This window comes from Streptomyces sp. XD-27 (assembly GCF_030553055.1).
Taxonomy (GTDB): Bacteria; Actinomycetota; Actinomycetes; order Streptomycetales; family Streptomycetaceae; genus Streptomyces.
Genome location: NZ_CP130713.1, coordinates 2,448,708 through 2,473,506, shown reverse-complemented (window position 1 = coordinate 2,473,506; position 24,799 = coordinate 2,448,708). Strand labels below are relative to the sequence as shown.

The 24,799-nt window shown below is 72.7% G+C and carries 15 protein-coding genes and 2 pseudogenes; 9 read left to right on the top strand and 8 right to left on the bottom strand.

The window, feature by feature from the left end:
- Nucleotides 1-63: 63 nt before the first annotated feature.
- Nucleotides 64-930 (top strand): helix-turn-helix transcriptional regulator, encoded by an 867-nt coding sequence (locus tag Q3Y56_RS10845; protein ID WP_304461744.1) that lies wholly within the window; start codon nt 64-66, stop codon nt 928-930.
- A pseudogene (locus Q3Y56_RS10840) lies at nt 927-1,147 on the top strand (DUF397 domain-containing protein). The gene Q3Y56_RS10845 and the pseudogene Q3Y56_RS10840 overlap by 4 nt, the downstream one beginning before the upstream one ends.
- 57 nt (nt 1,148-1,204) lie before the next feature.
- Here Q3Y56_RS10840 and Q3Y56_RS10835 read toward each other — a convergent pair.
- The 4 genes from Q3Y56_RS10835 to Q3Y56_RS10820 all read right to left on the bottom strand — a co-directional run bounded on the left by Q3Y56_RS10835 (nt 1,205) and on the right by Q3Y56_RS10820 (nt 6,047).
- Nucleotides 1,205-2,185: an N-acetylglucosamine kinase gene (locus Q3Y56_RS10835; RefSeq protein ID WP_304461743.1), complete on the bottom strand. Its 981-nt coding sequence runs from the start codon at nt 2,183-2,185 to the stop codon at nt 1,205-1,207.
- 49 nt (nt 2,186-2,234) lie between these two features.
- Nucleotides 2,235-3,497 (bottom strand): 6-phospho-beta-glucosidase, encoded by a 1,263-nt coding sequence (locus tag Q3Y56_RS10830; protein WP_304461742.1) that lies wholly within the window; start codon nt 3,495-3,497, stop codon nt 2,235-2,237.
- Nucleotides 3,498-3,615: 118 nt separating this feature from the next.
- Complete coding sequence (locus Q3Y56_RS10825) at nt 3,616-4,827, bottom strand: ROK family transcriptional regulator (RefSeq protein ID WP_304461741.1); 1,212 nt, start codon at nt 4,825-4,827, stop codon at nt 3,616-3,618.
- A 149-nt stretch (nt 4,828-4,976) separates the two neighbouring features.
- Nucleotides 4,977-6,047, bottom strand: a complete 1,071-nt coding sequence (locus tag Q3Y56_RS10820) for a mechanosensitive ion channel family protein (RefSeq protein WP_304461740.1) — start codon at nt 6,045-6,047, stop codon at nt 4,977-4,979.
- 257 nt (nt 6,048-6,304) lie between these two features.
- Between Q3Y56_RS10820 and Q3Y56_RS10815 the strand changes: the two genes are divergently transcribed.
- On the top strand, nt 6,305-6,841 hold the full coding sequence (locus Q3Y56_RS10815) for an HNH endonuclease (protein WP_304461739.1): 537 nt from the start codon (nt 6,305-6,307) through the stop codon (nt 6,839-6,841).
- Nucleotides 6,842-7,003: 162 nt separating this feature from the next.
- Here Q3Y56_RS10815 and Q3Y56_RS10810 read toward each other — a convergent pair whose 3' ends face one another.
- On the bottom strand, nt 7,004-10,180 hold the full coding sequence (locus Q3Y56_RS10810; RefSeq protein ID WP_304461738.1) for a beta-N-acetylglucosaminidase domain-containing protein: 3,177 nt from the start codon (nt 10,178-10,180) through the stop codon (nt 7,004-7,006).
- A 445-nt stretch (nt 10,181-10,625) separates the two neighbouring features.
- On the opposite strand from Q3Y56_RS10810, the gene Q3Y56_RS10805 reads away from it, so the two are divergent.
- The 5 genes from Q3Y56_RS10805 (at nt 10,626) to Q3Y56_RS10785 (ending at nt 15,249) form a co-directional block, all read left to right on the top strand.
- Nucleotides 10,626-10,919: a hypothetical protein gene (locus Q3Y56_RS10805; protein WP_304461737.1), complete on the top strand. Its 294-nt coding sequence runs from the start codon at nt 10,626-10,628 to the stop codon at nt 10,917-10,919.
- A gap of 99 nt (nt 10,920-11,018) precedes the next feature.
- A complete protein-coding gene (gene malQ / locus Q3Y56_RS10800; protein ID WP_304461736.1) occupies nt 11,019-13,619 on the top strand; it encodes a 4-alpha-glucanotransferase in 2,601 nt (866 codons plus the stop codon).
- Between the two features lie 81 nt (nt 13,620-13,700).
- Nucleotides 13,701-13,934 carry a hypothetical protein gene (locus Q3Y56_RS10795; protein ID WP_304461735.1) on the top strand — a complete coding sequence of 78 codons (234 nt, stop codon included), beginning with the start codon at nt 13,701-13,703 and terminating at the stop codon, nt 13,932-13,934.
- A 66-nt stretch (nt 13,935-14,000) separates the two neighbouring features.
- Nucleotides 14,001-14,153 carry a hypothetical protein gene (locus Q3Y56_RS10790; protein ID WP_304461734.1) on the top strand — a complete coding sequence of 51 codons (153 nt, stop codon included), beginning with the start codon at nt 14,001-14,003 and terminating at the stop codon, nt 14,151-14,153.
- Between the two features lie 121 nt (nt 14,154-14,274).
- On the top strand, nt 14,275-15,249 hold the full coding sequence (locus tag Q3Y56_RS10785; RefSeq protein WP_304461733.1) for an acyl-ACP desaturase: 975 nt from the start codon (nt 14,275-14,277) through the stop codon (nt 15,247-15,249).
- Nucleotides 15,250-15,463: 214 nt separating this feature from the next.
- On the opposite strand, the gene pepN is transcribed toward Q3Y56_RS10785, so the two are convergent.
- The 3 genes from pepN to Q3Y56_RS10770 all read right to left on the bottom strand — a co-directional run bounded on the left by pepN (nt 15,464) and on the right by Q3Y56_RS10770 (nt 22,674).
- Complete coding sequence (gene pepN, locus Q3Y56_RS10780; protein ID WP_304461732.1) at nt 15,464-18,031, bottom strand: aminopeptidase N; 2,568 nt, start codon at nt 18,029-18,031, stop codon at nt 15,464-15,466.
- A gap of 152 nt (nt 18,032-18,183) precedes the next feature.
- Nucleotides 18,184-19,197: an aspartate-semialdehyde dehydrogenase gene (locus Q3Y56_RS10775; protein ID WP_304461731.1), complete on the bottom strand. Its 1,014-nt coding sequence runs from the start codon at nt 19,195-19,197 to the stop codon at nt 18,184-18,186.
- Between the two features lie 156 nt (nt 19,198-19,353).
- On the bottom strand, nt 19,354-22,674 hold the full coding sequence (locus Q3Y56_RS10770; protein WP_304461730.1) for a S8 family serine peptidase: 3,321 nt from the start codon (nt 22,672-22,674) through the stop codon (nt 19,354-19,356).
- Between the two features lie 388 nt (nt 22,675-23,062).
- Here Q3Y56_RS10770 and Q3Y56_RS10765 point away from each other — a divergent pair.
- A pseudogene (locus Q3Y56_RS10765) lies at nt 23,063-24,789 on the top strand (TIGR03767 family metallophosphoesterase).
- Nucleotides 24,790-24,799: the final 10 nt, after the last annotated feature.

Sequence of the window (24,799 nt, the reverse complement as noted above, 5' to 3'; positions counted from 1 at the left end):
CAAGTGACAGGCGATGTTGGGCGGGGCAAACTGTCCGTCAGGACACTGGAAAGGAGGGGGCCCGTGAGCGTGCCCACTGTGCGTCGGCGCCGCCTTGGTGCGAAGTTGCGCGCCCTGCGGGGTGAACTCACCCTCGATGAGGTCGCGGAGCGGTCCGAGGGCTTGTTCGTCCCCTCGAAGTTGTCGCGGATAGAGACGGCCAAGAGCGCGACGAAGGCGAAGGACGTCGAGGCGCTGCTGGATCTGTACGCCACGCTGGGCCGCGAGGTGAGTGATGAGCTGCGCGCCGCCCTGGTCATGCTCACCAAAGACGGCGACCAGCGCGGCTGGTGGAATTCGTACCGGGATGTTCTCACTCCCGCGTACGAGGATCTGATCAGCCTCGAAGCCGAGGCGGAGTCCGTCTCGGCGTGGCATTTGGGCGCGATCCCCGGCCTTCTCCAAACGGCCGAGTACGCACGTGAGATCAACCGCGCAACAGCGATGTCCGAGGCGGTCGCGGCGCAGATCGACGCGCTGGTCGAGGTCCGGCTCGCGCGTCAGGCGGTGCTCACACGCGAGAAACCGCTCACGATGTGGGCGATCATCGCTGAACAGGCCCTGCGCTCGACCGTCGCAGACGAGAACCTGATGTATGAGCAACTGGGGCGATTGCTGTCGATGAGCAAGCGGCCGAACGTCACCATCCAGGTGCTGCGGTCCGAGGCCCCGTTGCATGTCGGGCAGCTGGGGACATTCAGCATCCTGGGCTTCGGGCCGCATATGGACCTCGACGTCGCCTATACCGAGGGGCTGGCCTCGACCCCGCTGTACGTCGAGGACCGGGACAAGATCGCCGTGTACCGCACTGCGTGGCAACGGCTCGCGTCCGCTGCTGAGTCGGTCGAGGCGTCAGCGGTACTGATCGCGCAGATAAGGAAGAGCCTATGAGTCATGTTGAGGACGCATCGACACTGGCCGTGACGTGGTGGAAGTCTTCGGCCTCCGGCGCGTAGTTCGACTGCGTCGAGTGCGGCATCGTGGGCGACGACACGATCGCTGTTCGGGACAGCAAGGATTCGCACGGGCCCCGCTGCTGCTCACCCGCGAGCAGATGCCCAGGTTCGTTGCCGCTGCGGCCTCAGGCCGGTTCGGGGGGCTTGAGTAAGGAGCCGCACCCGACGCGACGGCCCGACCCCACGGCATTCGGGGCGGGCCGGTTACGTCACGCGTACTGCGCGCGCAGCCGTACGTACGACGACGGTGGTGCCGCCACGTGGTCCAGAGCCAGCAAGGCCGCGCCCAGGACGGGCGGGGCCGTGACCAGGTGGGGGACGGCCTTGGGGGCGCGGGCTGCCAGCTGGGTGCGGATCCGGTCGTCGAGCAGGGGGTGGCGGGCCGTCAGTACGCCGCCGCCCAGCACCACCGGCACCGCCTCCTCCAGCAGCTCCAGCCGCGCCAGGGCGGTCGTGGCCAGCGCGACGACCTCGTCGGCCTGCCGGGCGACGATCCGGCGCGCGACGCGGTCGCCCGCCGCGGCCACCGAGAACAGCACGGGGGCCATGTCGTGGCGGCGTTCCCCGGGGATCCGGCCCAGGTGCAGCGCCTCGATCAGCTCGTACATCCCGGCCAGCCCGAAGCGCGCGGGCAGCGCGGCCGCCAGCTCCGTCGGGTCGCCGCGCCCGTCCGCCGCGCGCGCCGCCCACCACAGGGCCTCGTCGGCCAGGAACGCCCCGCCGCCCCAGTCGCCGGAGATCCGCCCGACGGCGGGGAAGCAGGCGGTACGTCCGCCGGGCGCCAGCCCCGCGCAGTTGATGCCCGCGCCGCAGACCACGGCGACGCCCACCGGCTCGCGGCCGTCGCCGAGCCCGGCGCGCAGCAGGGCGAAGGTGTCGTTGGCGACGGTGGTCGTCTCGCCCCAGGCCCGCGCGGTGAGTTGTTCGGTCAGCCGCCGCTCCTCCGTTGGGAGATCGGCGTTGGCCAAGCACGCCTGCACATGACGCACCCGCGTCGGTCCGTCCGAGCCCGCCTGCGCGGCGACCTCGGCCACCAGCGGCGCCAACCCGGCGACCGCGCGTTCGGCGCCCACCAGGTGCGGGTGGAAGCCGCCGCCGCGGGCCGTGCCGAGTACGGTGCCGTCCACGTCCACCAACGCCACGTCGGTCTTGCTGTTGCCCGCGTCCACGGACAGTACGGCACCCCTCACGAAGCCCCCCTCACGAAGCCTCGCATGACGCTCTTCCCGGCCGTGTCGCTCAAGTCCACGCCAGGTGCTCCCTGTTGTGCGCCAGCAGCGCGTCGGTCAGGGTCTCCGCCTGCTCCGACTGGCCGATCAGCGGATGGGACAGCAGGGCCCGGAAGACCCGCTCCCGGCCGCCCTTCAACGCCGCCTCCAGCGCCAGGTGTTCATACGCGGTGACGCTCGCGATCAGCCCGGCGTACAGCGGTTCCAACGGGGGTTGCGGCAACGGCCGGGCGCCCCGCGCGTCCACCGCCGCCGGGACCTCGATCACCGCGTCGTCGGGAAGGAAGGGCAGCGTGCCGTTGTTGAGGACGTTCACCACCTGTACGTCGCCGGTGCCGGTCAGCAGGGAGGAGGTGAGGGCCACCGCCGCCTCGGAGTAGAAGGCACCGCCGCGCTTGTCCAGCAGGTCCGGCTTGCCGTCCAGCCCCGGGTCCGCATACAGCTCCAGCAGCCGCCGTTCGATGGCGGCCACCGCCGCCGCCCGGGACGGCTTGGCCTTGAGCTCTCGTACGACCTCGTCGTGCTGGTAGTAGTAGCGCAGGTAGTAGGAGGGGACGACGCCGAGGCGGTCCAGCAGCGCGCGCGGCATCCGCACCTGAGCCGCGATGGCGTCGCCGTGCTCGGCGAGCAGCTTCGGCAGCACGTCCGTGCCGTCCGGGCCGCCGAGCCGCACCCCGCGTTCCCAGGTGAGGTGGTTGAGCCCCACATGGTCCAGCGCGATCTCCTCCGGCGCGACGCCCAGCAGCGCGGCGAACCTGCGCTGGAAGCCGATCGCCACGTTGCACAGCCCGACGGCCCGGTGACCGGCCGTCAGCAGCGCGCGGGTCACGATGCCCACCGGATTGGTGAAGTCCACGATCCACGCGTCCGGGCTGCGGCGGCGTACCCGCTCGGCGATGTCCAGTACCACCGGAACCGTGCGCAGCGCCTTCGCCAGCCCGCCCGCCCCGGTCGTCTCCTGCCCGACGCAGCCGCACTCCAGCGGCCAGGTCTCGTCCTGGTTCCGCGCCGTCTGCCCGCCGACGCGCAGTTGCAGCAGGACCGCGTCGGCGCCCTCCACGGCCGCGTCGAGATCGGTGGTCCAGGAGATCCGCCCGGGATGGCCCTGCTTGGCGAAGATGCGCCGGGCGAGGCGGCCGATCAGCTCCAGCCGTTCCGTGGCCGGGTCGACCAGGACGAGTTCCGCGAGGGGCAGGACGTCGCGCAGCCGCGCGAATCCGTCGACGAGTTCCGGCGTGTAGGTGGAGCCGCCACCCACGACTGCGAGCTTCAACGCTTGACTCCCGTCTTCGACCGTTCAGGTTTCCGTTGACAGTGCGGGCAGGCGTGAAACCGGTGAACCGGCTGAACCGGCTGAACCGACTGGACTGGTCGAACCGGCCAACGCAGGCTCAGGCGGTGTCGAACACGGCGTCGCGGGCCGCGGCGAGGGCGGTGCGCAGCGCGCCGATGAGGATCGGGGACCCTGCGACGGTGCTCAGCCGCAGCCTCGGCCGGGGCAGCGCGAGTCCGGTGAATTCGGCCTCGACCAGCTCCAGCAGCCGCTTTCCGCCGGCCTGCGGGACCTCCCCGGAGAGCACCACCAGCTCGGGGTCGACCACCGCGACGACCGCGGCGAGTCCGCTGACCAGTCGCCGCGCCAGCTCGGTGAGGACCGCGTCGCCGGCACCGGGGGTGTGCAGCGCCTGGGCGAGTGCCTTGGCGGCGGTGGGTGCGGCGATGCCGTGGTCGCGGGCGAGCTCGACGACGGCGGGCGAGCCCACGAGCTTCTGGAAGCCGCCGCCGGCGTCGGGCCGGGCGGCGGCGGCCGGGCCGCCGCGCGCCGGCGGGGCGCCCGGCAGCGGCATGTAGCCGATCTCGCCCGCCCCGCCGGTCGCGCCGCGCAGCGGTCGGCCGCCGAGGACGACGGCGGCGCCGATGCCCTCGTCGACCCGGACCAGGACGAAGTCGTCGACGTCCTGGGCGGTGCCGAGGTGCTGCTCGGCGACGGCGGCGAGGTTGACGTCGTTCTCGATCACCACCGGCGTGCCGAGGGCCGCCGCGAGGTCGTCCCGGAGCGTGCGGGACTGCCATCCGGGCAGGTGAGGCGCGTACCGCAGTTCTCCGGAGCGCGGGTCCAGCGCGCCGGGCATCCCGATGACGGCCTGGTGCAGGTCCCCGTTCCCCAGCCCGGCGGCCGCCAGCGCGCCGTCGACGGCCTCGGTGACGATCCCGACGGCCTCGGTGATGATCCCGGCGGTCTCGGTGATGATCCCGGCGGTCCGGCCGCGGACATCCGCGTCGGTGGCCGCGTCGGTGGCCGCGGCGCTCACCCGGTGCTCGCCCAGCACCGCGCCGGTGATGTCGGCGACGGCCGCCGTGACCCCCGCGTGGTCCACCGCGAGGGCGGCGACGTGCGCCGCGGCCGGATTGATCTCGTACAACCGGGCGTTGGGCCCCGGCCGTCCGGTGGCGGTCCCGGTGACGCGCACGAGCCCCGCGGCCTCCAGCCGCCCCAGCAGCTGGGACGCGGTCGGCTTGGACAGCCCGGCGAGCTCGCCCAGCCGGGTCCGGGTGAGCGGCCCGTGTGCGACCAGCAGCTCCAGCGCGGTCCGGTCGTTCATGGCCCGCAGCACGCGTGGCGTGCCGGGCGTCCCCGCAGAACCGGCCATGGCGCCTCGCCCCCGCCCCCTCTGTTAGGAAACTTTCCTATTGAGTGAGGGGGACGACGGTACGGGGGCGGGCACGGAGGGGCAAGAGGGCGAGAGCCCCCTCACTTCTGCGTCGGCGCCTGCGGCGGTATCAGCGGGCTCGCCGCCTGGGCCCGCGGCGACAGCGGATCGGCCAGCGCGGACGGCGCGGCGATGGTCGCCGTCGGGTCCGGCGCCTCCTCGGTCTCCAGGTCCGGCTCCGGCGGGCGGCCGACCTGCCGGATGCCCGCCGCGTCCAGGGCCCGCTTGATCCGCCAGCGCAGCTCCCGCTGGACGCCGAGCGCCTTGCCCGGCATCGTCTTGGCCGAGACCTTGACGACCATCGAGTCCAGATAGACCGCGTCGAGCCCCAGGACCTCGACCGGCTCCCACAGCCGCTCGTTCCACGGCTCGTCCTTGGCCATGTCCTCGCCGGCCGCCGTGATCACCGAGCGCACCCGGTCCAGATCCTCGTCGGAGCGGACCTGGACGTCGACGGTGGCGGTGGCCCAGCCCTGGCTGAGGTTGCCGATCCGCTTGACCTCGCCGTTGCGTACGTACCAGATCTCGCCGTCCGCGCCGCGCAGCTTGGTCACCCGCAGCCCGACCTCGATCACCTCGCCGGAGGCGACGCCCGCGTCGATGGAGTCGCCGACCCCGTACTGGTCCTCAAGGATCATGAAGACACCGGAGAGGAAGTCGGTGACCAGGTTCCGGGCGCCGAAACCGATGGCCACGCCCGCGACCCCCGCGCTGGCGAGCAGCGGCGCGAGATTGATCTTCAACACGGACAGGATCATCAGCCCGGCCGTGCCCATGATCAGGAACGACGCGACGCTGCGCAGCACCGAACCGATCGCCGCGGAGCGCTGCCGCCGCCGCTCGGCGTTGACCAGCAGGCTTCCGAAGGCCGTGCCGTCCACGGCCTGGGCCGTGCGGTTCATCCGCTCGATCAGCTTGGTGATGGCGCGGCGCACGATCGTCCGCAGGACGAACGCGATCACCAGGATCAGCAGGATGCGCAGCCCGATGCCGAGCCAGGTGGACCAGTTCTCCTCGACCCAGCCGGCGGCGCTGCTGGCGTTCTGCTGCGCCTCGTCGAGGGTGGTGGGGCGGGGCGTCGAGTCTGCGGCCGGGGCAGCGGACCAGAACACAGTGAGTAACCCTTCGTGTGACACACCCGCGCCGAGAAGGCACGGGCAGACTCACCACACTAACGGGGCACAGCGCATGCCCCGCTGCTCTGTTCGAGAGATAACCGCGTTCCAGCGGGGGATGAACGGACTGTGGTTGAAAACACTCCCAGGCCGTTACCCGGCGATGGTGGCGCGTCGACCAGGGATACAGCGACACTATGGGGAGATCGTCCCGGCGCGAGCCACGCGCCGCCGGCGTTTTAGGAGGCAGTACCGTGCCACACGTCCTGGTCCTCAACGCGTCGTACGAGCCGCTCGGCGTCGTACCGCTCCGCCGCGCGCTCGTACTCGTCCTCAACGACAAGGCCGTCAGCCTTGAGGACTCAGGCGCCCTCATGCACAGCGCGACCCACGTCATACCCGCCCCGAGCGTCGTCAGACTCAAGCGCTTCGTGCGGGTGCCCTTTCGCGGCCCCGTACCCCTGACCCGCCGTGCCCTGTTCGCCCGCGACGGCGGGCGCTGCGCGTACTGCGGTGGCGTCGCAACCAGCGTCGACCACGTCATCCCGCGCAGCCGCGGCGGCCAGCACACCTGGGAGAACGTGGTGGCGGCCTGCCGCCGCTGCAACCACGTCAAGGCCGACCGCCACGTCGCGGAGATCGGCTGGCGGCTGCGGCATCAGCCCGCGCCGCCGTCCGGACTTGCCTGGCGCATCATCGGCACCGGGCATAGGGACCCGCGCTGGCTGCCATACCTGCAGCCGTACGGCGCGGAGGATGCGATGGCCCGGATCGACGGCGTTTCCGCCTGAGGACCGGGCCATTGTCGTATCCGGGTGCCGTCCCGGGGCGCTCCCGGACGGCACCCGGACACGGGTGGTGGCGAGCCGTGCTGCCAGATGCCGTGCCGTGCCGTGCCGGGCCGTCCCGTGTCGTCCCGAGTCGTTACGCGCTCGCCGGTATCCGGTCGGCGGTCACGCGCTCGGCGGCGCCTGTTCCGCGGTCACCGCGTACGCCTCGACCGACCACAGCGAGATGCCGAAGCGGGTCGCGCGCCGGACGCTCTGTATCCGGATGAACCGGGTCTGCGGCGCGTCCACCCGCACCGTCTCCTTACCGCCGCGCCCGTCTGCCACGGTCGCCGCCGTGCGCCAGGTGCGGCCGTCCGCCGAGACCTGCACCCGGTAGTGCGACGGATGGGCGTCCTGCCAGTGCAGGTCCAGTCGGCCGAGCCGGGCCGGTCGGGCCAGCTCCAGCTGGTACCAGGCGCCGTCCTCGGTCGTGGAGGACCAGCGGGTGGCCGGGTCGCCGTCGACCGCGGCGGACGCCGGGAAGTCGGCGGACTCGTCGCCGGAGGAGGCGGCCCGTACGCCGTGGCCGCGGGCCAGGTCCGGACCGCCGGTCGGCGGATGCGCTCGCACGGTCAGTACGGCCTCTTCGGAGCCGAAGCGGACCGGGACCCGGTAGGTGCGCGCCCCGCCGCCCGCCGGGACGGACAGCTGGATCCGGGCCGTGGCCACCTCGCCGCGCGGGGCCGTGACCTCGGCGGGGGCGCTGACCTTGACGCCCGCCGGCGCCCGGACGGTCAGATCGCCGTGGACGTCACCCGGGCGGCGGGCGGTGAGCCGCACCGCGACGGTGGTGGCGCCGCCGCCGATCTCCGCGTCCACCACGCTCTTCGACAGCCTCAGCTCGGCCGCCGGGCTGTCGGTGAACCAGGGGGTGATCTCGTGCACGGCGGGCGGCTCGCCGCCACCGGACCACACCAGGCGTATCGCGTCGGCCCGTATGCCCCTGCCCGGCGCCTGCGTCCAGCCGCTGCCCGAGACGGCGCTCAGCCGCTGCCAGCCCCGGCCCGGCACATGCGCCTCCAGGGTGCCGAGCTCGTCGGAGCCGCGGCCGGTGAGCGCGGTGACGGCGCTGAGCGGCCGGGTGCGGTCGAAGCGCAGCACCACCGGCTCGGCGGAGCTCAGCGCGGTGACGGGGTCGCCGTCCGCCGCCGCCCGCCGGCCCGGATCGGTCCGCGGCGGCTTCTCGGCCGTCTCGTCCACGCCCGCCCAGGCGTCGGACCGGCCCAGGGCCGAGGCCAGGAACGGGGTGAGCACGCCCTTGCCGACCGTGGCCGCGCTCGCCGCGATCTCCTTGCGCAGGCGGTGCAGCTCCAGCCGGTGCCGCCAGGCCTCGGCGCCGTCGCCGCGCTTCTGCGCGAGCAGCATGTCGACCGCGTGCAACCCGGCGTCGCCGTACCGGCCCAGCTGCTCCAGCCAGGGGCCCGCCTCGTCGCCGAGTGCGGCCTTCAGCCGCCCCGGCGCGTCCCGCATGGTGCGGAAGGAGTCCTTCAACCGGGTGGCGGCGCGCTCCGGGGACACGGCGCCGCCGCCCTGCGCGCCGGTGCCGCCGCCCGACCCGCTGCCCGTGGCACTGCCGGCGCCGTCGGCGCCCGCGCCGTCCAGCGCCGTCCAGAACGCGTCGATCCGGGGCGTCAGATACGCGGACTCCTTGTCGCTCAGCACCGAGGAGGCGTCGTTCCCGGCGAGCGCGCGCAGCGCCGCGCGGGTGTCCGCGTCCGGCCCGGCCAGGTCGTCGACGGCCGCCAGCCAGGAGGCGTGCGGCCGGTAGCCGCGCGGGTTCCAGGCGAAGTCGGCGGCCGTGAACAGCGGGATACGGGAGACCTTCGGCTGCTCCATGGCGTTGGCGAGCAGCGCCGTGGAGCCGGTGGCCACGGCCGGGTCGCGGCCGGTGTACGGGCCCAGGAAGATCCGGTCCTGTGCGTAGTCGTTGACCGGGTAGTTGTCCATGGTCAGCAGCGGATGGCCGAAGGCCGCGCGGGCACCGGCCAGTTCGCCGCCGGTGATGGTCCGCGGCACCACGCCGACGCCGGTCCAGGCCACCTCGACCCCGTCGTCGAGCTGTTCGGCCAGCGCGCGCCGGAAGTCGGTCGCCCCGTCCTGGTAGTACTCCGTCGGCAGCAGCGACAGCGGGGCGGCGGCGTCGGCGTACCGGTCGGCCAGATGCGCGGCGACCGCGTTGGCCACCCTCGCCTGGGCCTTGGCCGCGGCCTCGGACCCCGACCCGAACGCCGAGCGGTCGTTCATGCAGTGCCACTCGGTGTAACTGACGTCCTGGAACTGGAGCTGGAAGCCGCGCATTCCCAGCGCCCACATCGCGTCGATCTTGCGGGTGAGCGCCTTGACGTCCTTGTCCGAGGAGAAGCAGAAGTTCTGACCGGGCGCCACCGCCCAGGCCATCGTGACGTGGTTGCGGCGGGCCCGGTCGGCCAGCGCGCGGAACTCGTCGCGCCGCTCGGCGGGGTACGGGTCGCGCCAGCGGGCCTGCCGGTACGGGTCGTCGCCCGCCGCGTACAGATAGCGGTTCTGCTTGGTCCGCCCCATGAAGTCCAGGTGGTCCAGCCGCTGCTGACGGCTCCACGGGTCGCCGTAGAACCCCTCGGTGGTGCCGCGTACGGCCGCGCTGGGCCAGTCCCGGACGGTCACCGCCGGGAAGCCGTACGAGCCGCCCTGCCGCACCAGCAGCTGCCGCAGCGTCTGGACGGCGTGGAACAGGCCGTCCTCGCCCACCCCGGCGAGTGCGACCGTGGGGGCGCCGTCGACCGTGCCGACCGCCAGCCGGTAGCCGCCGCCGGGCAGATCGCCGCGCGCGGGGGCGCGCAGCGTGCGCAGCGCGTCCTCCGCCTGCCGGCCCTGTACGCGGACGACCAGACCGCCTGCCGGGGCCGCGCCTGAGGGCACCTCCCGGACGGAGTCCGGGGGAGGGCTGCCCGCCCGACCGCCGCCGTTCGCGGGTTCGTCCGTGACCTCGGTGACGGAGTCGGCGCCCGCGTCCCGCAGCAGCGCGCGCAGCGCGTCGAGCGCGTACGGATCGGCGTCCCCGTCGGCGACGAGCGTGACGGTCTCGCCCACCGGTACCTGGCCGCCCTGGGCCTGGAGCGACTGCGGGCGCGGCCAGACCGGCGGCAGGCCGGTCGCGTCGACCCGGTCCGCCGCGGTCGCGCCTCCGGTTTCGGGCTCCGGCTGGGCGGGCGCGGCGACGGCGCCCGGCGCGCCGCCGAGCAGGCCGCCGATGACCGCGGCGGCGAGCGCGGTGGCTCCCGTGGTCCTCGGCTTGTTCGACCGGATCCCCGGGAACTGCACGGCACACTCCTTGTCCCTGTCGGGTTCGTCCCTGTCGGGTCTGTCCCCGTCGCGTGGTCCCCGGCCGCGTGGTCCCCACCGCGTGAGCGCGGCGCTGACAGCCGATAGGCGACGAGCCCACCACCCGGCCGGTGAGGGTGTCAACGGCGCTGACCGAAGTGCCGGTATTGCGATGCGGGCGTGCCGGTATTGCGACGCGGACAGGGGTGGGCAGGGGCGGGCGGAGGTGGGCCGGGGGCGGGCCGTGGCCTCCGCGCCCGCAAGTCTGCCGCTGGGATGTCCGTTTCGCCCGTACGCTCTGTGTCGCCGGTCCGGGATGGCCGGGAAATCGCCCGCGGGCGGCTGATGTGACCTGGGGCACGTTCCTGGATCGGTCACGTCTGCCTCCGCCCCCAGTGGGTAGGGCTGGACGTATCCCACTGCCGAGACCCCCACGGAGGCCCTCGTGGCCGCATCCGCCCAGCTCCTGCTCTCCGCGCTGTCCAAACCGGCGCTGCCCCTCGATGACAGCGTCGACCGCGCCCCGGACCTGTTCGCAGGAGTCTCCGACCCGGACTCCGGACTGGACGGGGCGGACTCCGCCGGCGCCGTGGAGCCGCCGCTGACCAGCGAACCTCCGCTGGCCGACGCCGCCCCGCTGACCAGCGAGCCGCCGCTCGCCACGGAACTGCCGCTGACCAGTGAGCCGACCGCCGTCGGACTGGGCGCGGGAACGGGTATGACCTCGACGGAGTTCTGAGCTTCCGGGCTTCGGGCTCCAAGCTTCGGGCTCCAAGCTCCGGGCTTTCCGACGGAGTGCCGAACTCCCCGGAGATCCGGGGTGACCTGAGGAGAGCTGATGGGCAGAGCGCGGCTCGCCGAACTGCATGGTGTCGCCACGTCCTACGAGCCCGAACCGGGCCGGACCGTCCAGGTGCCCGAGGACACCGTGGTGGCCGTGCTCGCCGCCCTGGGCGTCGACGCATCGACGCCCCGCGCGGTGCGCGCCGCCCTGGAGCGGCACGCGCACGGCGAGGCCACCCGGCTGCTTCCGCCCTGCGTGGTCGTACGCCCTGGTCGGCCGCCCCGGCTCCACCTGCCCGAGGGCACCGCGCTGCGCGTGGAGACGGAGGACGGCGAGACCCGCGCCTGGGGCTTGGAGGCCACCGACAGCCGCGCTCGGGGACCCGAGGCACCTGGCGCTCGGGGGTCCGAGGCCACCGGCACCGGTGCTCGGGGTGTGTCGGCGTACGGAACCCGCGCTTGGGGCTCGGACGCGCCCGGCACCCGGGCCTGGGGAGCGGACGCGCTCGACACCCGGACCGGGGGCGTGGAGGCGCCCGGCTCCCGCGCCTGGGGTGCGGACGCGCCCGGCACCGGCGCTTGGAGCGGTGGCGCGCCCGGCACCGGCGGCTGGGGTGCGGACGCGCCTGGCACCGGCACCTGGAGCGGTGGCGCGCCCGGCACCGGCGGCGTGCCGGACCCCACCGCCGCGTTACCCCTGGGCCGCCACACGCTGCGCGCGCACGCCCCCGACGGGCGCTCCGGGATCGCCACCCTGGTCGTCGCCCCCGATCGGATGCCCGCGCCCCCGGCCCGCACCCACGGGTTCATGGTCCAGCTGTACTCCCTGCTGTCCGCACGCTCGTGGGGCATGGGCGACCTCGGCGACCTCGCGGATCTGGCGGCCTGGTCCGGGCGGACGCTCGGCACCGGGTTCCTCCAGATCAATCCGCTGCACGCCGCCGTCCCCGGCGCCCCCACCGACCCGTCCCCGTACCGCCCCTCCTCGCGCCGCTTCCCCGACCCCGTCTATCTGCGGGTCGAGGACGTGCCCGAGTACGCGCAGCTGCGCGGCCCCGCCCGCGAGCGCGCCGACGATCTCCTCGGCCGGGCCGCCGATCTGCGGGCGGGCGTGCTGGACCAGGGCGCGCTGATCGACCGGGACGCGGTGTGGGCCCTCAAGAGCGAGGCGCTGCGGCTGGTGCGGGCCGCGCCGATGAGCCCCGGCCGCCGCGCTGCCTACGGCGACTTCCTCGCCGCCCGCGGCCAGGCGCTGGACGACCACGCCACGTGGTGCGCCCTCGCCGAGGTGTACGGGTCCGACTGGCGCCGCTGGCCGCAGGGGCTGCGCGATCCGCGCTCCGCCCGCACCGCCCGCGCCCGCGGCGAGCACCGGGAACGCGTCGACTTCCACCGCTGGCTCGCCTGGCTGATGGACGCGCAGCTCGCCGCCGCCCAGCGCGCCGCACGCGAGGCGGGCATGGCCGTCGGGCTGGTCCACGACCTGGCGGTCGGGGTGCACCCCACGGGCGCCGACACCTGGTCGCAGCAGGACGCGTTCGCCGCGGGCATGTCGATCGGCGCGCCGCCCGACGCGTTCAACGCCCGCGGCCAGGACTGGGGACTGCCGCCCTGGCGCCCGGACGCCCTGGCCGCGACGGGCTACGCCCCGTACCGCGATCTGCTGCGCGGCCTGCTGCGGCACGCGGGAGCGCTGCGCATCGACCACGTGATGGGCCTGTTCCGGTTGTGGTGGGTGCCGGAGGGCCGGGAGCCCACCGAGGGCGCCTACGTCCGCTACGACGCGGAGGCGATGCTCGGCGTCCTGGCACTGGAGGCGCACCGCGCGGGCGCGGTGGTGATAGGGGAGGACCTGGGCACCGTCGAGCCCGGGGTCCGCGAGTCCCTGGCCGGGCGCGGCGTGCTGGGCACGTCGGTGCTGTGGTTCGAACGGGACTACGCGGCGGCGGAGGCCGCGGAGGCGGAGGCCAAGAAGTCCGCGCAGCTCGCGAAGTCGGCTGGGTCCGCGAAGTCCGCCGGGTCCGCGGAGGCGGCACCGACGCCCGAGCCCCCAGCCGAGACCGCGCCCGAGACCGCGCCCGAGACCGCGCCCGAGACGCCGCCCGAGACCGCGCCGCACGGCGACACGGCCGCCGACGGCGAACCCGCCCCCGCCCCCGTGGCCGTACGCGCCCGCCCGCTGCCGCCCGAGGCGTGGCGGGCGGACTGCCTGGCCACCGCCACCACGCACGACCTGCCGAGCACCGCCGCCCGCCTCACCGGGGAGCACGTCGAGCTGCGGCACCGGCTGGGGCTGCTGACCCGGCCGCTCGCCCAGGAACAGGCCGAGGACACGGCCGAGGCGGCCGAGTGGCTGGCGCTGCTCGGGCGGCTGGGCCTGCTGCCGGAGGGGCCGGGCGACGAGGAGGGCGCGGTCAAGGCGGTGCACCGGTTCCTGGTGCGCACCCCGGCCCGGATGGTGGGGGTGTGGCTGCCCGACGCGGTCGGCGACCGCAGACCGCAGAACCTCCCCGGCACCTGGGGCGACCAGTACCCGAACTGGCGGCTGCCGATCGCCGACGCGCGGGGGCGCCCGATCACGCTGGAGGAGCTGGCCGGCTCCCCCCGGCTGCACGCGCTGATGGAGGAGGTCCGCGCGGGCCTGGCGGGCCGGTAGCCGCCGCCCGAGCCGAGCCCGCGGGCCCCGTACGGGCACCCCGGCCGCGCGGTGCGTTCCGGGGTTCGCTAGTTTGGGACCGTGGTCAACAAGAACGCCCTGCGCGCCGGCGCCGTGTCCGCCGGAACGACGCTGATGATGCTGCTGATGTCGTCCCCCGCGTCCGCGCTCGTGCGCGACGACGGCGACGACCCGGGTCCGGGTCTGAGCGTCGCCGCGACGCTCGGCCTCTACGTCGCGCTCCCGATCGTCTCCTTCCTGGTGATCACCGGGCTGGTCATGATGGGCGACAAGTCGCGCAAGCAGAGCGGCTGACGACACTTCCCTTCACTTCCCACGAGGGCGTCCACCGGCTATACGAGCCGGTCGGGCGCCCTCGTCATGTCTGCACGGACCGGCTGGGACATCAGAAAACTCCGGGTCCTGCCCACCCTCGGCGAGCTGGACACCGTCACCGCCGCCGCCACCGCGCTCCCGCTACGCGCGGCCTACCTCCTGACCCGCCTGGCCGCCGTGCCGCCGGGGCCCGGTTGAGCAGCTCCCTGACCAGGGGCGGAGCCCCTTCGACGGCACCCTTATTTTCGCTTTAACTTACGGTGACGTAACCTACGGGGCCGTAGGAAACCCGCCGCTCTACGTCCCCAGGAGCACGCCTGTGACCACCGCCCCGCCCCTCATTCCCCGCCAGTCGGAGTGGAGTGACCGCAAGCTCCTGTACGCGCTCGAAGAGGTCGTCGAGACCGAGCTCAACCGCCACCTCAAGGTCGCCAAGGAGTGGATGCCGCACGAGTACGTGCCCTGGAGCGACGGCCGCAACTTCGACGGCGTCATGGGCGGCGAGCCCTGGGCACCGGAGCAGTCCAAGGTCTCCGACATCGGCCGTACCGCGCTGGTGGTCAACCTCCTGACCGAGGACAACCTGCCCAGCTACCACCACGAGATCGCCACGCTCTTCGGGCGCGACGGCGCCTGGGGCACGTGGGTGCACCGCTGGACCGCCGAAGAGGGCCGGCACGGCATCGTCATGCGCGACTACCTGCTCACCTCGCGGGCCGTCGACCCGGTCGCGCTGGAGCGGTTCCGTATGGCGCACATGTCGGAGGGCTTCGAGTCCGACAACCGGCACAGCATGCTGCACTCGATCGCGTACGTCGCCTTCCAGGAGCTGGCCACCCGCATCTCGCACCGCAACACCGGCCACCACTCCGGCGACCCGGTGTGCGACCGGATGCTGGCCCGGATCGCGACCGACGAGAACCTGCACATGGTCTTCTACCGGAACCTGCTGGCCAAGGCGTTCGAGCTGGCTCCCGACCAGACCATGGCCGCCGTCCGCGACGTGGTGGTGAACTTCCGTATGCCGGGACACGGCATTCCCGGTTTCGAGCGGGCCGCCGCCCAGATGGCCATCGGCGGGATCTACAACCTGCGGATACACCACGACGACGTGCTGCAGCCCGTCCTGCGCTTCCTCAAGACCCTGGAGCTGAGCGGGCTGCACGCCGAGGGACACCAGGCGCAGGAGGAGCTGGGCCTGTTCCTGGGCGGACTGGACGACCAGGCCACCAAGTTCGACGAGCGCCGCGCGGCCCTCCTGGCCCGCCGGGCCGCCCGCGCCGCCAAGGCCTGATCTCTCCGCCAGCGGCCTGACCTTCTCCGTCAGCCCCGCGCCGGGCCCACGCCCCGGCGCGGGGCTGACGACTGCGCCGGGGCATCGCAGGTAGCCGTACCGTGCCCACCCGCCCCGAAGGGGACGGGCGGGCCGGAGGGGGGGCAACCCCGCCGCGGGCGTCGCGCCGCGGGCGCGGTCGCCGCAGGGCGCGGGGTGCCCCCGTCGCGCTACCTCAGGCGGCAGCCGAATCGGCGGCCTGCGCCTTGAGCGCCCGCTCGACGCCCGAGCGCGACTCCAGGACCAGCCGGCGCAACGCCGCGTTCGGCTCGGACGTGGCCAGCCAGGCGTCCGTCGCCTCCAGCGTCGCCCGCTCCACCTGGAGCGACGGGTAGAGGCCCACCGCGATCTGCTGCGCCATCTCGTGGCTGCGCGCGCCCCAGACGTCCTTGACGACCGCGAAGAACCTCTCCGCGTACGGGGCCAGCAGCTCGCGCTGGTCGGCCTGGACGAAGCCGTTGATGACGGCCTCCTGCATCGCGTTCGGCAGCTTGTCGGACTCCACGACCGACGCCCAGGCCTCCGCCTTGGCCTCGGCCGTCGGCTGCGCCGCCCGCGCCGTCGCCGCGTGCCGCTCACCCGCCGCCGTCTTGTCCCGCTGGTACTCGGCCGCGATGGCGTCCTCGTCGGCACGGCCGGTCGCCGCGAGCCGCTGCAGCAGCGACCAGCGCAGCTCGGTGTCCACGACCAGGCCCTCGACGGACTCGGTGCCCTCCAGCAGCCCGGCGAGGAGGTCGAGCTGCTCGTCCGTCCGCGCGGTCGCGGCGAAGGCGCGCGCCCAGGCCAGCTGGTGGTCGCTGCCGGGCTCCGCGGCCCGCAGCCGCTCCAGGGTGGCCTCGGTCCACTTCGCCAGGCCCGTCTCGCGCCACTGCGGGTCCGCGTACAGGTCCAGCGCCAGCTTCACCTGGCGGTGCAGCGACTGCACGACGCCGATGTCCGACTCCTCGGCGACACCGGAGAGCACCAGCTCCAGGTAGTCCCGGGCGGCCAGCTCGCCGTCGCGGGTCATGTCCCAGGCCGACGCCCAGCACAGGGCGCGCGGCAGGGACTCCGCGAAGTAGCCCAGGTGCCGCTGGACGGTCCACAGCGACTGCTCGTCCAGCCGCACCTTCGCGTAGCTCAGGTCGTCGTCGTTGAGCAGCACGACTGCCGGGCGCTTCCGCCCGGCCAGCTCCGCCACCTCGGTCAGTTCACCGTCGACGTCCAGCTCGATCCGGTCGGTGCGGACCAGCTTGCCGTCCTGGTGGTCGTACAGCCCGATCGCGATCCGGTGCGGCCGCAGCACAGGCTCGCCCTTGGCACCCGCCGGCAGCGCCGGGGCCTCCTGCCGGACCGCGAAGGCGGTGATGACTCCGGAGGCGTCGGTGACGATCTCCGGGCGGAGCACATTGATCCCCGCCGTCTCCAGCCACTTCTTCGACCACGTCTTCAGGTCGCGGCCGCTGGTCTCCTCCAGCGCGCCCAGCAGGTCCGACAGCCGGGTGTTGCCGTACGCGTGCCGCTTGAAGTACGCCTGCACGCCCTTGAAGAACTCGTCCATGCCGACGTACGCCACGAGCTGCTTGAGCACGCTGGCGCCCTTGGCGTACGTGATGCCGTCGAAGTTGACCAGGACGTCGTCCAGGTCCCGGATCTCCGCCATGATCGGGTGCGTGGACGGCAGCTGGTCCTGCCGGTAGGCCCACGTCTTCATGGAGTTGGCGAAGGTGGTCCACGAGTGCGGCCACCGCGAACCCGGCGCGTACGCCTGGCAGGCGACCGAGGTGTACGTGGCGAACGACTCGTTCAGCCACAGGTCGTTCCACCACTCCATGGTGACCAGGTCGCCGAACCACATGTGGGCCAGCTCGTGGAGGATGGTCTCGGCACGCAGCTCGTACGACGCGTCCGTCACCTTCGACCGGAACACGTACTGGTCGCGGATGGTCACCGCGCCCGCGTTCTCCATCGCACCCGCGTTGAACTCCGGCACGAAGAGCTGGTCGTACTTGGCGAACGGGTAGTCGCAGTCGAACTTCTCCTGGAACCAGTCGAAGCCCTGCCGGGTCACCTCGAAGATCGCGTCCGCGTCGAGGAACTCGGCCAGCGACGGGCGGCAGTAGATGCCCAGCGGCACCGACCGGCCGTCGCCCTCCCAGCTGCTGTGCACGCTGTGGTACGGGCCCACGATCAGCGCCGTGATGTAGCTGGAGATCCGCGGGGTCGGCTCGAAGTGCCAGACGTTGTCCTTCGGCTCCGGCGTCGGCGAGTTGGAGATCACCGTCCAGCCCTCGGGCGCCGTCACCGTGAACTGGAACGTCGCCTTGAGGTCGGGCTGCTCGAAGGAGGCGAACACCCGCCGCGCGTCCGGCACCTCGAACTGCGTGTACAGATAGGCCTGGTCGTCCACCGGGTCCACGAAGCGGTGCAGACCCTCACCGGTGTTGGTGTACGCGCAGTCCGCGACGACCTTCAGTTCGTTGGGGCCCACCAGCAGCCCCGGCAGCGCGATCCGCGAGTCGGCGAAGACCGCCGCCGGATCCAGCGCCTCGCCGTTGAGCACGACCTCGTGCACCTCGGGCGCGATCAGGTCGATGAAGGTCTCCGCCCCGCCTTCGGCGCTGTCGAACCGCACGGTGGTCACGGAGCGGAACCGCCCGCCCTCCTGCGCACCGCTCAGGTCGAGAACGATCTCGTACGCGTCCACGGTGAGCAGGCGCGCCCGCCGCTGCGCCTCTTCGCGGGTCAGATTCGTGCCAGGCACGTGGGCATCTCCTCGGTATGTGACGTTTTTCGCCATCCTTCCACGCCCCGGCCGCCTGTCACACGGCCTTCTGGGCCTGTCCGAGCCGATCTTGCCACGCCCGCCGGCACCCGGCGGGGGCGTTTTCCACAGGCCGCCCCCGCCGGTATGACTTATCCCAGCTCGGCGGCGACCAGCTCCGCGATCTGCACCGCGTTGAGCGCCGCGCCCTTGCGGAGGTTGTCGTTGGACAGGAACAGCGCCAGGCCGTTGTCCACGGTCTCGTCCACCCGGATCCGGCCCACGTAGCTCGCGTCCTTGCCCGCGGCCTGGAGCGGCGTGGGGATCTCCGACAGCTCGACGCCGGGCGCGTCCTTGAGCAGCTCGTAGGCGCGCGCCACGCTCAGCGGACGCGCGAAGCGCGCGTTGACCTGGAGGGAGTGGCCGGAGAAGACGGGGACGCGCACGCAGGTGCCGGAGACCTTGAGGCCGGGGATCTCCAGGATCTTGCGGGACTCGTTGCGCAGCTTCTGCTCCTCGTCGGTCTCGAAGGAGCCGTCGTCGACGAGGTTGCCGGCCAGTGGCAGCACGTTGAAGGCGATGGGGCGCTTGTAGACGCCGGGCTCGGGGAACTCCACGGCCTCGCCGTCGAAGGCGAGCTGGTCGGCCTGCTCGGCGACCTTGCACGTCTGGCCGTGCAGCTCGGCGACGCCCGCCAGTCCGGAGCCGGACACGGCCTGGTAGGTGGTGGCGACCAGGGCGGTCAGCTCCGCCTCCAGGTGCAGCGGCTTGAGCACCGGCATGGCCGCCATGGTGGTGCAGTTCGGGTTGGCGATGATCCCCTTGGGGCGGTCCTTGACCGCGTGCGGGTTGACCTCGGAGACCACCAGCGGGACCTCGGGGTCGAGCCGCCAGGCCGAGGAGTTGTCGATCACCACGGCGCCCTGGGCGGCGACCTTCTCGGCGAGCGCCCGGGAGGTCGCGCCGCCGGCGGAGAACAGCACGATGTCCAGGCCGGTGTAGTCGGCCGTGGAGGCGTCCTCGACCGTGACGCCGTCGATGACCGTGCCGGCCGAGCGGGCGGAGGCGAACAGCCGGAGCTCGGTGACCGGGAAGTTCCGCTCGGCGAGGATCTTGCGCATGACCGTGCCGACCTGACCGGTGGCTCCGACGATTCCTACCCTCACGGTGTCTCCTTCGTGCGTTGCTGGCGAGGCGGGTGCCGCCGCCCATGATGCGTATGTCCCCGGTCGTCTTGTCCAATCCATTCCATTATTCGAGGCCCGGGCACGAGAAGGGGCGGGTGCCCGGGAGAGCACCCGCCCCGCGCCGTACCGGAATGCCTACGGAACGACCTTCTCGATCTTCACGCTGCCGCCGCCGGTGACCGTCCCGGAGGCGTTGAGCAGCTGCACCTGGCCGAAGAAGGAACGGCCCTCGGGAGCCGCGCCCGCCACCTCGACCTTGGCCGCGACCTGCGCGGACGCGCCGTTCGCCAGCTTCACGGCCGACGCCTTGTCCACCGTGACGGTGCCGAGCGAGGGGGCGAAATACACGTCGCGGTAGTCGTACTCGGTGCTGCCCGCCGGCACTCCGTAGCCGACGACCTCGATGGTGTACTTACCGGCCTTCGGCTTGGTGAGGCTGACCGCCTCGTCCGAGTCGCCGTCCGCCGAGGAGCCGACGACCTTGCCGTCCAGCAGGACGTTCAGGTCCAGGTCGGCCTTGGTGTCCGAGACCCCGCCGATCGCGACGTCCAGGCGCGAGACACCCTCACCGAGAGTGACCTCCGTGGTGTGGGTCTCACCCTCCTTGATCGTCGGGCGGGTGGTCTTGGACGAGCCCAGCTCGCCGCCCTTGAGCTTGCCGTCGATCGCGGCGTAGCCGTTGGTGACCTTCCACTCGACGGGCGCGGGGGTGCCGACCTTGGCCTCGGGCACGGTCTGGGTCTCCGGCTCGAAGGTGGTGCCCAGCGCCGTCGCGGTGACTGTGTACGGGTTGTCGAGCAGCGGCGAGGTGCGGCGCGACTCGACCTCGATCTCCCACACGCCCGGGATCGGGTTGGCGTAGGAGCGCAGGTCCGGACGGCAGGTGTTGGCCGGGTTGTCGTAGTTCGGATAGCAGTTGATCGTCGACGTCGGGTCCACCGGGACGCCGTACGGGTTGATGGCGATCCAGCGGGTCTGGCTGCCGGTGCCCAGGCCGTTCGTCTTGACCTCCAGGGACTTGGCGCCCTCCGGAACGGTCACGAAGTAGGACTTGGTGCCGTTGCGCTGCACCGAGCCGGAGGCCCCGTACGCGTAGTGCGGCTTGGCCAGCGGCTTGGCGACCACGACCGTGGCCAGGATCTGCTTGTCGACACCCTCGGTGCCCGGGTCGTTCACGTCGAGGATCGCGGTGTGGATGCCGGCGGCGCGGGTCTTCGCCGTGACCTTGACGGTGACCGGCCTGTCCAGCGGCAGGCTGACCGATTCCTTGGCCAGGTCGAAGGTGCCGTCGTTGTTCCGCAGCGCCAGCTCGTGCCGCACGGCGCGGTCCGGGCCGGTGGTCCGGGTGATGGTGACGTCGTACGTCCGGGACTCGCCGGTCTTGAGGCCGCCCTCGCGGTCGTAGATGCCGGTGCCGAAGCCCGGCGTCTTGAGGTGGTCCGACAGCGCGGTCTTCACCGGCGCCTTGACCGTGTACTCATGGGCGGTGGCGTGGTCGCGGATCGCGTCCCACGCGCCGATGATGTCGATCAGGCCGGAGCCCTCCACGTACGCCTGCACGCCCGGGATGTGCTTGGCGGTGCTGGTCAGCGCGGTGCGCAGCTCCGCCGGCGGCAGGTCGATGTCCTCCTGCTCGGCAGCCGACAGCAGCAGCGCCGTGGCGCCCGTGGCCTGCGGCGAGGCCATTGACGTGCCCTGGAGCATGCTGTAGCCGGGCGGCAGCTCGTAGCCGGCCTCCTTGACCGGGCTGCCGGGCAGCCAGGTCTGGGTGGTGTTGATGGAGGCACCCGGGGCGGCGAGGGTCGGGGTGAAGCCGCCGTCCTCGCGCGGGCCGCGGGAGGAGAACGGCATCATGTCGTACTTCTTGGTGACCTCGGAGCCGTAGTTGGCGGCCCAGGTCTCCTTGGAGACGCTCGCGCCGACGCTGATGACCTTGTCGGCCAGGGCCGGGTCGCCGATGGTGTTCGTGCCGGGGCCGCTGTTGCCCGCGGAGATCACCAGCTGCACGCCGTAGGTGTCGATCAGGCGCGTGTACAGCTCGGCGCGGGCGTTGTTGCCGTCGTTCAGCGCGGGCAGGCCGCCGATCGACATGTTGACGATGTCCACGTGGCGGTTGACCACGAGGTCGATCATGCCCTCGGTCAGCGCGACGTTGGTGCAGCCGCCGGTCCAGGTGCAGGCGCGGGACGAGACCAGCTTGGCGCCGGGCGCCGCGCCGTTCATCTTGCCGCCGAAGAGGCCCTTGGCGGCGGTGATGCCGGCCACGTGGGTGCCGTGCTCGGACTCGATCACGCCGATGTTGACGAAGTCGGCCTTCTTGCCCACCCAGCTGCCGCCCAGCGGGTCCATCGGGACGTCCTTGCGGATCTCCACGACGAACGGGACGCGCTCGGCGACCGGCGTGGCCGGGTCGTCCTTGCCGAAGTAGCCGACCTGGAAGCCGTCCCGGTACGGCTTCATGACCTCGTCGTCGCCGAAGTCGCCGTCGTTGTCGAGGTCGACCCGGACGGTGCCCTTCGCGGCGTCGTACAGCACGCCCCAGGAGTCGGTGGTGTCGCCGTCCCGGTTCAGGTCGCCCTTGGCGTCGCCGCCGGTCGTCGCGCTCTCCTTGAAGACGCTGACGCCGTAGGAGCCGGCCGGGGCGGTGTAGGTGCGGCCGTTGTAGCTGAAGCTGGGGCCGGAGACGGTGGTCACCATCGGCCGCCAGGTGCCGTCCTGGTCCACGATCGGATCGGTGGCCGTCACCCAGTCGACGATCTTGCGCTCGCCGGTGGTGGTCTTCTGCAGCGCCGGGTGGCCGAGGTCCACGCCGGAGTCGAGGACGCCGATCGTCACGCCCCGGCCGTCGGCCTTGGGGTGGTTCTTGACGAAGTCGACGGCTCCGGTCTCGAACGACGGCTGGTACGGGTTCTTGGCGGGGGTGTCCTTGCCCGGCGCCGGGTAGCTGCCGGCCCGCGCGGCCTTGGCGCCCTCGGCGCGGTCGGCGCGCGGGGTCGGGTCGGGCAGCCGGATCTCCTGGCGGAGGTCGATGCCGTGGACGGAGGAGAGCTTCTCCGCCTTGGCGATGGCGGCGTCGGCCTTGCCGGTGGGGACGGTGGCGCGGACATAGCCGAGCTTGTCGTACGCGCGCCCCACCGAGGCGCCCTTGACCGCGTCGAGCTGGTCGGCGACCTGCTCGGTCGCGCCCGGTGCGGTGGCGATCATCATCGTGACGTGCTTGTCGCCGTCCGCCTTGGCCTCGGCGAGCAGGTGGGCGTCTGCGGCGCCGAGCTTGTCGGAGGCGGACTTCGGCCGGCTCTCCGGTGAGCTGGAGGCCGCCGGCTCGTCGCCGAGGGTGGCGGCGACGACGGGGGCGGGGCCTGCGGCCGCGAGGGCGGCCACCAGGCCCGCGCCTATCGCTATGCGGGCCGTGCGTCTCACGCCGCGTGCGGGTCTCGCTTCAGGTGATGGGGACATGGGCATCCTTGTTCGGAATACGGTGCCGTCGGTCCGTTCACCTTTGTGGAAGTGACTGTCGTTTGGGGAGAGTTGCCCGACCCTGATTCCGTCGATGGCACATTCCCGCCATACGCCATCGAGAACAAAGCGACACCAATGCCGTCAACCGGGAGCCCGGCCCCCGGCTACCCCTTCGGGTGAATTTCATGTGAGCGCCGGCAGGCCGGCAGCCGTAGCCCGGATGGCGATCCGCCCCGGATCCGCCCCCGACGGATCGATGTGCGGATCTCGGTGGCGTGCGTTGCCACGACGTTCACGCCATGGCCACCCCCGCTGCCAAGCATCCCCAGTGACAGGGCGGTTCTCCGCCCACCGCCATACGGTTTCCACTCGGGGAGACGAGCGCATGTCCCGCATACGGTCCGCCGCCCACGCTCTCGACCGCCGTACGCTGCTGACCGCCGTGGGCGCCGCCGGAGCGGCCACCGGACTGGGCGTCGCCCTCGGGCCCGCCTCAGGATCCGCCACCGCGTCGCCGGGCGCGCCCCGCGGCGCCGCCCCCGCCCAGCGGGTCGCCACCGCCCCCTCGCGCCCACCACCGCCGGCACCACGCTGCGGACGGTCGCCGCCCCGCGCGGCACCGGAGGCTACCGGCGGCTCACCGACGGCCCGGGCTGGCCCCGCGTCGTACGCTCCGAACTCGCCCCGGCCAAGGGCGGCCGGGAGCGCCGGCGCACCACGCTCGCCTCCTTCGTGCAACTCACCGACCTGCACCTGACCGACGTCCAGCACCCGCTGCGCTACGAGTTCCTGCGCTCGGGGCAGGTGGGCGCCTGGCGGCCGCACGAGGCGCTGTCGGTGGCCGGTGTGGTCTCGCTCATCGAGCGCGTCAACCGGCTGCGCGGCGGACCGGTCACCGGCACCCCGCTCTCCTTCGCGATGACCACCGGCGACAACACGGACAACAACGCGCGGATCGAGCTGGACTGGTTCCTGACCGCGATGAGCGGCGGCCGGATCACCCCCAACACCGGCGACCCGCGCCACTACGAGGGCGTCCAGAACAGCGGGCTCAAGCACTTCTGGCACCCCGGGAGCGCACTGCGCGACATCGACAAGCGGGTCGGCTTCCCGCGCATCGACGGGTTCCTCGAAGCGGCGCTGCGCACGGTCAACAGCCCTGGCCTGCACCTGCCCTGGTACTCCACCATCGGCAACCACGACGACCTCTCCGGCGGCGTCTACGCCTTCGACCGCGGCTACCTCACCGAACTGGCCACCGGCGGCCGCAAGCTGGAGATCATCCCGGCCGCGGAAGCCGAGAAGATCTACGAAGGCGAGCGGGAGGGCGCCGACCCCAAGGGCACGCACATGAAGGAGCTGCTGCGCGCCCACGCCCGCGAGATGCGCTCGGTCACCCCGGACGAGCGCCGCGCGCCGGTCACCGTCCACGACTACCTGGCCGCGCACCTGGACCCCGGGCACGCGGGTGCCGGACCCGTCGGGCACGGCTACACGCGGGAGAACCTGGAGAAGGGGACGCTGTACTACACGTTCCGGATCTCCGACGACGTCATCGGCATCAGCCTGGACTCCACCGACCCCGGCGGCCACTACACCGGATCCGTCGGCACCGCCCAACTGCGCTGGCTGGAGCGCACCCTGAAGGCGCACAAGGATGACCACATCCTGGTCTTCAGCCACCACTACAGCCGGAGCATGAAGAACCTCAACCGCGACCCGGCCCGCCCGAACGAGGCCCGGCACGGCGGTGCCGAGCTCGTCGCGCTCTTCAAGCGCCACCCGCAGGTGCTGGCCTGGATCAACGGCCACAGCCACAAGAACGAGATCACCGCCCGCGGCACCTTCTGGGAGATCACCACGGCCTCGCACATCGACTTCCCGCAGCTGGCCCGGGTCGTCGAGGTCACCGACAACCACGACGGCACGATCTCGCTGTTCACCACGCTGGTGGAGTCCGCCGCACCGCACCGCACCGACTTCACCGACCTGTCCCAGACCGGCCTCGCCGCGCTCTACCGCGAACTGTCCTTCAACGCCCCCGGTTCCCGCGGGACGCTCGCCGGACAGCCCGACGACCGGAACACCGAACTGCTGCTGCGCAAGCGCTGACCCGGCGGGA

Bases quoted from the DNA above. Each gene is read 5' to 3' on its own strand.
- Q3Y56_RS10790 (WP_304461734.1), top strand. From the start codon at position 14,001: ATGTCTGCACGGACCGGCTGGGACATCAGAAAACTCCGGGTCCTGCCC.
- Q3Y56_RS10770 (WP_304461730.1), bottom strand. From the start codon at position 22,674: ATGTCCCCATCACCTGAAGCGAGACCCGCACGCGGCGTGAGACGCACG.
- malQ (WP_304461736.1), top strand. From the start codon at position 11,019: ATGGGCAGAGCGCGGCTCGCCGAACTGCATGGTGTCGCCACGTCCTAC.
- Q3Y56_RS10825 (WP_304461741.1), bottom strand. From the start codon at position 4,827: ATGAACGACCGGACCGCGCTGGAGCTGCTGGTCGCACACGGGCCGCTC.